At 48.8% G+C, this 11,477-nt stretch carries 10 protein-coding genes; 5 read left to right on the top strand and 5 right to left on the bottom strand.

Translation table 11 applies throughout. The features are described 5' to 3' along the window. Positions 1-372 precede the first annotated feature (372 nt). A complete protein-coding gene (locus DWV53_RS02310; RefSeq protein WP_118151405.1) occupies positions 373-1,251 on the top strand; it encodes an Rpn family recombination-promoting nuclease/putative transposase in 879 nt (292 codons plus the stop codon). On the opposite strand, the gene DWV53_RS02305 is transcribed toward DWV53_RS02310, so the two are convergent. The 3 genes from DWV53_RS02305 to DWV53_RS02295 form a co-directional block, all read right to left on the bottom strand. Next, positions 1,241-3,559 carry an ATP-binding protein gene (locus DWV53_RS02305; RefSeq protein WP_118151404.1) on the bottom strand — a complete coding sequence of 773 codons (2,319 nt, stop codon included), beginning with the start codon at positions 3,557-3,559 and terminating at the stop codon, positions 1,241-1,243. The two genes, DWV53_RS02310 and DWV53_RS02305, sit on opposite strands and share 11 nt — an antisense overlap. Before the next feature lie 162 nt (positions 3,560-3,721). Further along, entirely contained in the window at positions 3,722-3,907 is a 186-nt protein-coding gene (locus tag DWV53_RS02300) for a hypothetical protein (RefSeq protein WP_118080249.1), read from the bottom strand. A 246-nt stretch (positions 3,908-4,153) separates the two neighbouring features. Continuing rightward, positions 4,154-5,527, bottom strand: coding sequence for a sigma-54-dependent transcriptional regulator (locus tag DWV53_RS02295; RefSeq protein ID WP_118151402.1), 1,374 nt, complete (start codon positions 5,525-5,527; stop codon positions 4,154-4,156). Between the two features lie 239 nt (positions 5,528-5,766). On the opposite strand from DWV53_RS02295, the gene DWV53_RS02290 reads away from it, so the two are divergent. Genes DWV53_RS02290 through DWV53_RS02280 form a run of 3 tightly spaced genes read left to right on the top strand, consistent with a single transcriptional unit; the run spans position 5,767 to position 8,136 of the window. Continuing rightward, a complete protein-coding gene (locus DWV53_RS02290; protein ID WP_181992390.1) occupies positions 5,767-6,315 on the top strand; it encodes a serine O-acetyltransferase in 549 nt (182 codons plus the stop codon). 20 nt (positions 6,316-6,335) lie between these two features. Further along, a complete protein-coding gene (locus DWV53_RS02285) occupies positions 6,336-7,052 on the top strand; it encodes an IspD/TarI family cytidylyltransferase (protein WP_118080252.1) in 717 nt (238 codons plus the stop codon). 7 nt (positions 7,053-7,059) lie between these two features. Next, positions 7,060-8,136 carry an NAD-dependent epimerase/dehydratase family protein gene (locus DWV53_RS02280; protein WP_118151400.1) on the top strand — a complete coding sequence of 359 codons (1,077 nt, stop codon included), beginning with the start codon at positions 7,060-7,062 and terminating at the stop codon, positions 8,134-8,136. Here the strand turns inward: DWV53_RS02280 and DWV53_RS02275 are convergent. Next, the gene (locus tag DWV53_RS02275; RefSeq protein WP_118151398.1) at positions 8,133-9,002 is read right to left on the bottom strand and encodes a LicD family protein; all 870 of its coding nucleotides are present in this window, start codon (positions 9,000-9,002) and stop codon (positions 8,133-8,135) included. The two genes, DWV53_RS02280 and DWV53_RS02275, sit on opposite strands and share 4 nt — an antisense overlap. Before the next feature lie 122 nt (positions 9,003-9,124). Between DWV53_RS02275 and DWV53_RS02270 the strand changes: the two genes are divergently transcribed. Continuing rightward, a complete protein-coding gene (locus DWV53_RS02270) occupies positions 9,125-10,561 on the top strand; it encodes a lipopolysaccharide biosynthesis protein (RefSeq protein WP_118151396.1) in 1,437 nt (478 codons plus the stop codon). Here the strand turns inward: DWV53_RS02270 and DWV53_RS02265 are convergent. Further along, entirely contained in the window at positions 10,497-11,471 is a 975-nt protein-coding gene (locus tag DWV53_RS02265; RefSeq protein WP_118151394.1) for a glycosyltransferase family 2 protein, read from the bottom strand. The two genes, DWV53_RS02270 and DWV53_RS02265, sit on opposite strands and share 65 nt — an antisense overlap. Positions 11,472-11,477: the final 6 nt, after the last annotated feature.

Raw genomic sequence — 11,477 nt, 5'->3', positions numbered from 1 at the left:
GTACATCGTTTGTTTACCTCATTTAAGCGCTCAATGACTACCAGGGCAAATTACCTTTTTTTGATGACTACCAGAGCCAATAATAGGTACCATCAGGGCCAATCATGTGTTTTCTGATATGCCCGAATGACTACCAGGGAGAATCTTGAATATATATTACTGAATATCAGACAGTTAGGTGCAGATTTTCCTTCCCTATACTATACCAAGTATATTATATATATACATTTACATCTTTTACACTATACGTAATACGGGAGGAAAAAGATTTTTTTTTTCAACATTTCAGCTCATTTTGCCTGAAAAAAAGTCTAAAACTCTTGTGCGAATAAAAATAAAGTCGTAACTTTGCGCTATAGAATTTTAAAACAGATGGTTATGAAGTATTTAGATCCTAAGGCAGACCTCACGTTCAAGAAGATATTCGGCAATCATCCTAAAAGACTGATCAGTCTTCTGAACGCCCTCCTGCCGCTCAGCGAAGAGGAGCAGATACACGAAATAAAGTATCTGCCAACAGAACTTGTACCCCAGCTCGAAGGGGGCAAAAACACCATAGTGGATGTACTCTGTACAGATACTAGAGGCAGGAAGTTCTGCGTGGAGATGCAGATGGAATGGTCTGACGCATTCCAGCAGCGAGTACTGTTCAATGCATCCAAACTCTATGTGAGTCAGGCTAAAAAGGGAGGCAAATACAGCGAACTGCAACCCGTATATTCCCTGAATCTTGTGAATGATATCTTTGTGCATGATACTCCAGATTTCATCCATAATTACCGCATCGTGCATGACAAGGACAGTAATAAGGTCATTGAAGGCTTGCATTTCACCTTCATTGAACTCCCGAAGTTCACTCCTCATTCCATTGCCGACAAGCGCATGATGGTCTTGTGGCTTCGTTTCCTTACGGAAATCAATTCCAATACGAAGGATATTCCTTCCGACCTGCTAAATGACCCAGAGATTGGAAAAGCCGTAGAGGAGCTGGAGATTTCCGGCTTTACAGATGCCGAACTCAGAGCCTACGACAAGTTCTGGGATTCGGTAAGTGTTGAAAGAACCCTTCTGGATGACAGATACCAGAAAGGCAGAGAAGAAGGCAGAGAAGAAGGCAGAGAAGAAGGTATGAACCAGCGCAGCCTTGAGATTGCCAGGAATATGCTGGCAAAGGGAATGGATGCATCGACAGTCTTGGAAATAACAGGATTGTCGATGGAAGAGATACAACAGCTGAGAGCTAGAGGATAGTCTTCAGGTCGGCGATGATGGCCTGGGTGTAGGCTCTTATCTGAGATTCTGACAGATCGCTGATATGCTCGGGAGCGAGGGCGGCGATGTACTGTCGGGTCTCCATCTCTATCATCGTGGCGATAGGGAGAAGCTTGTGGGCTGTCTTGCCGATGGCTTCTATTGATAACTCGCCTTCTGTTGCCTGCTGGAGGTTCTGGAGATGGGATGACAACTCCTGCTTGACGGTGCTGAGTATCTCGGCTTCTGCCTCCGGATCGCCTTCTGCAAAGGTCAGAAGGGGTGCAAAGCGGGATTTCTTATTGGTTTCCTCTGCTATATCCTCTGCTGCTGATGATGTTTTCTCTGCCATATCCTCTGCTGCTGATGCTGCATCCTCCAAACCGAGGATTTCTTTCAGCTTCTCTGTGCTGAACGGCTTGAAAAGGCAATCGTCGAAACCGGCTTCTTTCAACTCTCTGATGATGCTGGCATCGTGGGCGGTCATCGCTACTACCTTCATGTGGCTGTGGTTGATGTGCTGAATCATCCTGATGCCGTTCATCTCGGGCATTTCGATATCCATCATCATCAGCGCAGGATGCTCGTTGTGGAGCACGGTGAGCGCCTCGGCTACATGCAGACAGGCAAAGACTTGCCAACTGTCGCCTATCAGCTTCTTCAGCATCTCCTGAAGCAGACGGAGCTGCAACGGGTCGTCATCGAGCAGCAGTATCTTGTGATTTTCGAAATGGGGCTTGATTGGGGCGAGGGGCTTCTGCTCTTCTGACTCTTCTGCTGCAGGAGCGGTATCTAAGGCAAGCGGAATGGTGACGGTGAAGGTGCTGCCCTTGTCCTTGACGGATTCCAGACGCAGGGTGCCCTGAAGCAGATTAACCAGTTCCTGGGTGATGTTCAGCCCGAGACCGGTGCCCTCGATGCCCTGGGCACTCTTCAGACGGGTGAACGCCTGGAACACCTTCTGGCGCTCTTCGGTGGTCATGCCCTTGCCGGTATCCCTTACCGAGAAGGTGAGGAGGTGCTGGGGATTGATGGCTGCCTGGATGGTGACGCTGCCCTTATCGGTGTACTTGATGGCATTGCTAACCAGGTTGTTGAGTATCTGACGGATACGGAAGGCATCGGCACGGTAGTAGGTCTGCGGACTGCTGATGCCATCGAGCTCCAGATGCAGTTCCAATCCCTTCTCCTGGCTCAGGATCTGCATCTCTCCGGCACACTGGCGGAACATGTCGGCAGGCGAGAAATCTACAGGGTTCAGCTTCATCAGTCCGTTTTCCAACTGGTGATAATCGAGCAGGGCGGCAACGAGCCGGGAGAGATGGGTGGCAGAACCCTTGATGCTGTTGAGGCAGGAGATGCCCTGCGGGTTGTCGACATAATCCTTCATCAGGTCGATGAAGCCCGAGATGCTGGCAGCCGGAGCCTTGATATCGTGGGTGATGGTGAGGAGCAGGCGTTCGCGCTGGTTCATGATGCGCCTGATTTCCTCGTTAGCCTCTTCGAGATTCTCGCGGTAGATGCGTTCCTTCTGCGTATCGCGGTAGATGTAATAGACGAGGATGACGGCGGCTGTGATGGCTACGATGGCAAGCAGACCTATCTGCCAGAGCAGATTCTGGCGCGCCTGCATCGCCTGGTTGATAGCCTGCTGCATCGCCTGACGTTCGCGCTGGTGGATATCGTTGAGCTGCTGGGAGGAGCGCAGGGCGAGGCGGGCATTGGTTATCTGCAGGTCTCTCACCTCGCGGTTGATGGCATCGTGGTTATCGCGCGTAGACTGCTTCTCCTTGCGGTCAATCTGTTCCAGGATATCGGCTACGTTTCCGGCTAAGTTGACCGGGGTAGAGAGGGTGTCGGTGACAGCCTGGTTGCTGTCGCGTCTGATGCTGAGCGTTTCGGCATGTTCCTTCTTGAAGGCATCGGCAAGGCGGCGGAAGAAGCCCTTGCGGGTTTTCATCACCTCTACGGTGGTGTTCTTTGCCACATGAGTCTTGGGTGCCTTGGAATGCACGACAACGGAATCTTCGCCACTGTTGAGGCTGTTCATCTTCTCATGCAGATAGTTGTGGGATGACTTGCCCTGCATGGCGCGGGTAAGCTGCTGCAGATTGGTCTGTTCCTCCTTGAGCAGGTTGGACATGGTGCTGTCGGCTGCCTGTCGCTTTTCGATATAGTCGCGGGTTGCCTGGTTGATAGCGAGCACGGTTGTGGTGTTGCGATATACCAGCCCTATCGCCAGAATCAGTACGATGGCGACGATGATGTAACCCAGGGCTACCTTGAAAGGAACGTTTGTTTGCTGCATCTTCTTATCTTTTAATGTTTTGAGTCTTTTTGCTATTTGCGTGCAAAGTTAATCAAAAATGCGATATAAACCAACGAAAACAGGAGATAAATGCCAAAATCTGGTCATCTATCTCCTGTTTCATTGAAAGCGACGCGTAATTACTATTTTCTGAAGGTGGATTTACTTTGCTACGGTTGAATCCACTGTTGCTGCTGGAGTCTCAACAGGTGTTGCTGTTGTGTCGGCAGGAGCTACTGTGTCTACTGGTTCTGAACCTGCAACGCTTACCATTCTGTTACCTGCAAATACATTGCTAACTGATACCATTGCTACTGCTGCGATAACTGCAAATACTAACTTTTTCATAATTCTTTTGTTTTTTAATTGTGAATATTATTTGTTTATTAATTCTCTTGTTGAAACTCATTTGCGAGTTCGCTAAATAATATCACAATAGGCGTGCCAAAAATCGATGAATTTGGTTAAGTATCTGATAATCAGGGTTGATGGTGTTTCGTGCCAGAAACGGGATGTGGGGAAAGTGGGGAAAAGGTGTAGAAAAATTCCCCAATATAGTGTGGAATATATTGGGGAATCGGGGTGTGGCATGTTTTACTCCATGCCGTATTTCTTCATTTTGTTGTAGAGTGTCTTGCGGTCGATGGCAAGCAGTTGGGCTGCCTTGCTCTTGTTGCCGTGGGTGGCTCTCAGGGCAGCGGTGATGCTTTCCTGTTCCGACTGTTCGCTGTGCAGCTGCATATTGAGCGGTCGGGCGGTGGAGGTCTGTGCCATCGTCTTCTCCAGTTCCTGGGCACCGATATACTTGCCACGGGCGAGCAGGGTGGCGCGCTTCATCACATTGTTCAGTTCGCGCAGGTTGCCCGGCCAGTCGTATGAGGCAATGATTTCGGAGGCTTTGGCATCCATTCCGAGCACATTCTTGCCCAGTTCCTGGTTGGCGTGCTTGATAAAGAGGTTGGCAAAGAGGAAGATATCGGCACCTCTGTCCTTGAGGGCAGGCATGTAGATGGTAAACTCGTTGATGCGGTGATAGAGGTCCTCTCTGAACTTGCCTTCGGCTACCGCTTGCGCCAGATTCTCGTTGGTGGCACAGATGAGTCGGATATCCACATCAATCTCCTGCGTGCTGCCCAGCGGACGGATTTTCCTCTCCTGCAAGGCTCTGAGGAGCTGCACCTGTACTTCGTAGTTGAGGTTTCCCATCTCATCGAGGAAAACCGTTCCGCCGTTAGCTATCTCGAAGGCACCCTTCTTATCTTGTTCGGCTCCGGTAAAGGCACCCTTCTTATATCCGAAGAATTCAGATGCTGCCACCTCCTTAGGAATGGCGCCGCAGTCGATGGCATAGAAAGGTTTGTCCTTGCGCAGACTCTGTTCGTGGATGCTGCGCGCCACATATTCCTTTCCGGTGCCGCTGGCTCCGAGAATGAGCACTGACATCGGGGTTGGGGCAACGAGCGAAACGAACTCGTAGAGCTGTTTGGAAGCCTCGCTTTCACCTTTTATATATCTAGGAACCTCCGTAGCGCCCTGCTGCTCTTCTTGGGGCGCATCCTGCATGGCGGCAGATTCCGCACGCTGAGGGGCTGAAACCGCAGAAGCAGCCGACTGGATAGCCTCACGGATTTTCTCTAAGAGGATTTCGGGATGGAAGGGTTTAGCCACGTAATCGGTAGCACCCGATTTCATGGCACATACAGCATTCTGAACCTCTGCATAGCTAGTCATTACGATAAAAGGCAGGTGGGCATCGGACTTTCTGATATGCTGGAGCAATACCAGTCCGTCATGGTCGGGCAGGCGCAGGTCGGAAAGAACCAGATGGAATGCATCGCCGGCTCCCATCGCTTTGATGGCAGCGCCTACGGATGTTACCCTTTCTACATCGAATCCTTTCTTTTTGAGCCAAGTCTGTATCATTGTTCCGAATGCCAAATCGTCTTCTACAATCAATATCCTCTTCATAATGTTCTGTTTTATCCTCTTCTATAATATCGTTATATATAACTTTGTGCAAAGGTACGGAAAAGTTGTATGGAAAGCTATTTAATTCACATTATTTAGCAATAAAACCGACTAAAAATCTACAAACCCTGTTCTATTATCTTATTTTTAGTGAAAAGAGCAATTGTTTTCGGATAAAAGCATGCTAGTTGCTTTATTTTTTGTATCTTTGCAACCATGTTAAAACAAGATTTAGAGTCATGAATCCGATAGTACAAACCATCATATTGTCAGCTTCGGCGGTGCGCATGTTGCCGCATATTGCTCTGTATCTGCTCCATAAGAAGGAGATAGATGCCGACCTGCTGAAGGTGCAGGACAGGAAGCCTACGGTGCTCAACCTGATTAAGGCATGCACCCGCGAAAGGAGTTTCCGCAATCTGTTTTATTACCGCATGGGCGAATACCGTTCGGTTTTCATCAGCTGGCTGTTGCCTCCCGAGCGTACGATGACCATCTGGTGTCCGCATATCGGGAAGGGTGCGCATCTGGAGCACAGCTATGCCACCTATCTCAACGCAGAAAGCATAGGCGATGACTTCTACTGTCTGCAGATGGTGACGCTGGGCAACGGCAAGGGCGGCAGACCTACCATAGGAAATGGCGTGAAGATTTATACCGGCGCCACGGTATTCGGCGGCATCCATATCGGCAACCACGTGACGATAGGCGCCGGTGCTGTGGTATTCCAGGATATTCCCGACGGGGCTACCGTGGTAGGGAATCCGGGGAGAATCATTCAGAAATAATCAATTTAAAGATAGAGAATATGAACTATGCATTGATCATAGCCGGAGGTTCTGGCAATAGAATGGGACAGGACATCCCAAAGCAGTTTATGCATGTAGACAACTGTCCTATCATCATCCATACGATGATGGCTTTTCAGAAGCATCCTGATATTCAGGGTATTGCTGTGGTATGTCTGGCAGGTTGGGAAACGGTACTGCAGTCGTATGCCAACCAGTTCTGCATTACCAAGCTGAAATGGATATTCCCTGGCGGAAGCAATGGTCAGGAGTCAATCCACAATGGTATCTATGGCTTGAAAGAGGCGGGATGCGGTGATGACGACCTGGTGCTGGTGCATGATGCCGTGCGCCCACTCTTGTCGCAAGACATCATCTCGTCCAATATCGCCATCTGCCAGAAGTATGGCTATGCCATTACGGGTATCAAATGTAGAGAGGCTATCCTGGAGAGCGAAGATGGTTTTACGACCAACACCAGTATTCCGCGCGACAAACTGATCCGTACCCAGACACCCCAGACCTTCCGTTTGGGCAATCTGATAGCAGCCCACGAAGAGGCTAAGGAGAAGGGCATCACCAATTCGGTGGCATCCTGTACCCTGATGGCAGAACTGGGAGGCAGACAGATGCATATCGTGCCTGGTTCAGAGAAGAACATCAAGATAACCACCGTTGAGGATCTGGAGATACTGAAGGCACTGATGAAGGTTCAGCCTGAGGCTTGGTTAAAATAAACATGTTATGATAGGAAATTCACCATATAAGGAAGATATTGCGCGCCTTTTCCGGGAAGGTTTGGAATTGGAGCGTCTGCATGGCAAGACCATTCTTGTGGCTGGTGCTACAGGATTGGTAGGAGGCTGTGTGGTTGATGTGCTGATGCAGAATCCTGCCCGGTGCTACAAGGTGATAGCAGCCGGAAGAAACAAGGAACGTGCCCGACAGAAATTTGCTGCCTATTGGGAGGATGAATCTTTCTTCTTTGCAGAGATAGACGTTACCCAGCCTGTCATCAAGAGCATGGACAGGATGATAGGGGAACCAGTCTATAATGAGTTGGCTGAGGGCGCTGATTACATCATCGATGCAGCCAGCAATGCGAGTCCTAACTTCTTTAAGCAGAACCCTGTAGAGGTGATGAAGGCAAACATCAACGGCGTATCCAACCTGCTGGAATATGGATTGAGTCACCGCATGCAGCGCATGGTTTATATCTCTTCGGGTGAAATCTATGGCGAGGGCGATGGCTCTGAATTTACCGAGAAGAGCAGCGGCTATGTGGATTGTGCATCGGTGCGTGCCTGCTATCCATCTTCCAAACGTGCTGCCGAAACGCTCTGCATGGCATACGGAGCAGAGTATGATGCCGATGTGGTGATAGCCAGACTGAGTCATACCTACGGTCCGGGCTTTACGGAGAGTGACAATAGGGTGTATGCCCAGTTTATCCGCAATGTTCTGAAGGGTGAGGATATCGTCCTGAAGAGTAAGGGTAAGGCTTTCCGCTCCTGGCTTTATGTGGTAGATGCCGCCCATGCCATCTTGCGCCTCCTGCTGGATGGCGAGAGGGCAAATGCCTATAATGTGGCTCATTCAGAATCGAATATCTCCATCCGCCAACTGGCAGAGCTGATAGCCCGGAAAGCGGATAGAAAGGTGGTGTTTGATATTCCTGAGGCGGATGCGCAGCAGGGCAATACCACGCCTATCACCAAGGCAACCTTCAGTACGGATAAACTCAAGGCTTTAGGCTGGAAACCGCTCTTTGATGTAGAAGAAGGTTTCGGACATACCTTGCAGGAAGTGAGGGAAGGCTAAAGCTTTCTTTTAATCTCATCCCATGTTTCCCGCTTTTCCATGTTCAGATAGTAGCGAAGGTGTTTCTCTACTCTCTGTTCTACGGGTGGAAACTTCATATAGTCGCCAAAGAAGTGGCGCAGATAGGTATCAGCCTGCTCCGGCAGCAAGACGGTGGTATCCTCGAACGGGAATTCCTTGCCCTTGCCGAGCCATTCCTTCGGGAAAATCTCCTTGTAGTGGTAGGAACCCGTATTCACCAATACGTTCTTCGCCTTATCGAAGTCATACCGGTGACTCATCTCGTCCATCTGCTGGATGAGGCGGTGGCGCATCTTGCTGCGGCAGAAGAAGGCGAGCGTCTTGATGGCAAAGCGGCCCCAGGTTTCCTTGTGCAGGAGCAGGGAGATGTACTCAAAGAAAATATTGTGGGTGGTTACGGCATTCAGACGGTTGATGGTCTTAGAGTATTTGCGATACAGCGCCTTTGCCGTTTCCAGGTCATCGTCGGTGGCATCAAGAGGGAAGATATCTACGTAAAGACCGATGATGCAAGGACGCTCCTTCTCCTCGATAAGGGTGGTTTCGCGATTCACGAGTTTGGAGAAATACAGAGGGTATGACTCGTTGTTGTAGGGAGTTACTACCTCGTATTTGCCAAAGTCTTCGTGTTTGGCGATTTCGAGCAGACGGTCGTAGTCGGGGCGTGGCATCAGTACGTCGATGTCATCGTCCCAGGGAATCATTCCGTGGTGACGGGCGGCTCCGATGGCGGTGCCGGCACAACAGTAATATCTGAGGTGATACTTGTTGCAGATGTCGATGAATGCCTTCAATATATCGAGTATTGTGGCGTTCCATTCCTTCTTGATGTTCTTAATATCCATACTTTTTTCTGTTTTACGGCTGCAAAAGTAAGCAAAAAGTTTTGAACTTCAAACTATTTATGCTACTTTTGCATTCTAAAAAGTAAAAACAAGTAATATTCCATATTTATCAGATAGAAACGATGGCAGAATCATTAAAGGAAAAAACCGCCAAGGGATTGTTCTGGGGAGCGATGAACAGTGGCTCTACCCAGGTACTCAATATCCTCTTTGGCATCTTCTTGGCGCGTTTGTTGTCGCCAGCCGATTATGGTATCATCGGCATCCTCACCATATTCACCCTGATAGCGGGCAATCTGCAGAGTAGCGGGTTTACCCAGGCATTGGTGAATATCAGAAAACCCACCGATAACGATTATAACTCGGTGTTCTGGTTTAATGTCCTGGTGAGTCTTACCATGTATGTGGTGCTCTTTTTCTGTGCGCCGCTGATAGCAGATTTCTTCCATCAGCCTTGTCTCACCTCCCTGTCGCGCTTCGTGTTCCTGAGTTTCTTCATCTCTTCGTTTGGCATCGCCCAGAACGGATATATGATGAAGAACATGATGAACAAGGAGATTACCATCGTTAATTTCATGGCTCTGATCAGTTCGAATGTCGTGGGACTGGTACTGGCATTCAACGGCATGGCTTACTGGAGTCTTGCCTGGCAGCAGGTTATCTTTATCCTTGTGCTGAATATAGGAAGATATTATTATACGGGATGGCGCCCGAACTTTCATATCGATTTCGGACCGGTGAGGAAGATGTTTGGATTCAGCGTGAAACTCCTGGTTACCAACATCATCAATACGGTGAGCAACAATGTATTGACCTTTGTCTTCGGCAGGTTCTATCCGATTAATGATGTGGGTAACTATAGTCAGGCATACAACTGGGACACCAAGGCTAATTCGTTTGTTGCCAATACGGTGGGACAGATAGCTCAGCCTGTCTTGGCTTCTATCCAGAACGATAAGAACCGCGAGTTGCTGGTGTTTAGAAAAATGCTCCGTTTCACGGCATTCCTTTCTTTCCCATTGATGTTTGGTTTGACTTTGGTATCACGCGAATTCATCCTGATTACGATTCATGAGAAATGGATAGCCAGTGTGCCGCTGTTGCAGATTCTTTGTGTGAGTGGTGCCTTTATGCCGATTTATACGCTCTATCAGAACCTTGCCATCAGCAAGGGGCGTTCTGATGTGTATATGTGGTGCAACATCGGTCAGGTAGTGGGTTTGCTCGCCTTGGTGTTGTTCTGTCATCAATATGGCATCCAGACCATGGTGATAGCCTATACCTTATTTATAATAGCTTGGCTTCTGGTCTGGCAGTGGATGATGAAGCGTGTTGCCGGATTGCGGTTTCTGGATGTGGCAAAGGATATACTGCCATTCATGCTCTGTGCGGCAGCCACGATGGTAGTTACCTATTTTATGACCCGCAGCCTGCAGAACATCTATCTCCTGCTGCTGGTTCGTCTGCTGGTTTCAGCCACCATCTACTTCTGTATCATGAAGCTGCTGAAGGTGCAGATATTAGAAGAGTGTATAGCTTTCTGTAAGCGAGGTAGATAAGATTCACCCTCTTGACAGGTACCCCCTTTTTGATGAGCTTGATGATGAGTCGGATGAGGCAGCTCTTAGGCTTGTAGCCGAGTGCCTGATCCACCTTTTCGAAGGCTACCTGTGCGTTTGCTGCCCAGCGGTAGGCATTGACGATGCCTATCTCTGTGGCTCTGAGATACTGATGCTTCTTATCGTTCTGCTCGAAAAAATCGATGAGTCGGCGGGTTGATTTGAAGTATGACAGGAGATTCTTTTCAGAGATGTTGTGATTGTAGGAATTCTCATTGTCGGTACGGTAATAATATACTGCATCATCGATGTTCACCTTTTTGCCGTAGAACATGAACTGGGCATTCCAGAAAAGATCTTCCGCATAGTTGATGCCCTCTTCAAAGAATATCCTGTGCTCCATGATGAGCGAACGCTTATAGATTCTGCCCCACAGCCGGTTGGTGATGATGTTCTGACAAACAAGCAGTTTGAGCAGTTTCTCATCAGAAACTTCAAAAGGTTTCTGGAGTCTGCCTGCTTTTTCATCGCACCACTCCCGGTAGCCGCCATCAATCAGGTCGGCATGGCTACTATCTGCTTTTCTTGCCAACTTTTCAACTGCATCTTCCGGCAGCATGTCATCGCTATCGGCAAATAAAAGATAATCGCCTGTAGCCGCCATCAGTGCCGTCTGTCTTGCAGCTCCCACGCCCCGGTTTCTGTCGTGGTGGATGATGCGTACCTGTTGTGCTCTTCCCGGATATTCTTTCAGGAGCGATTGTAGAACATCGATGCTTTTATCGTGGGTACAGTCATCTACAAAGATGTATTCGATAGACGCATACGACTGCTCGAACAGTGAACGGGCGCACTGTTCGATATATTTTTCTACTCCATAGATAGGGGTTAAGATACTTATTTTCAGCATGATGGT

This window comes from Segatella copri, assembly GCF_003465495.1.
Classification (GTDB): Bacteria; Bacteroidota; Bacteroidia; order Bacteroidales; family Bacteroidaceae; genus Prevotella; species Prevotella copri_G.
The sequence above is the reverse complement of the archived record's forward strand: the minus strand, read 5'-3'. Positions and strand labels throughout refer to the sequence as shown.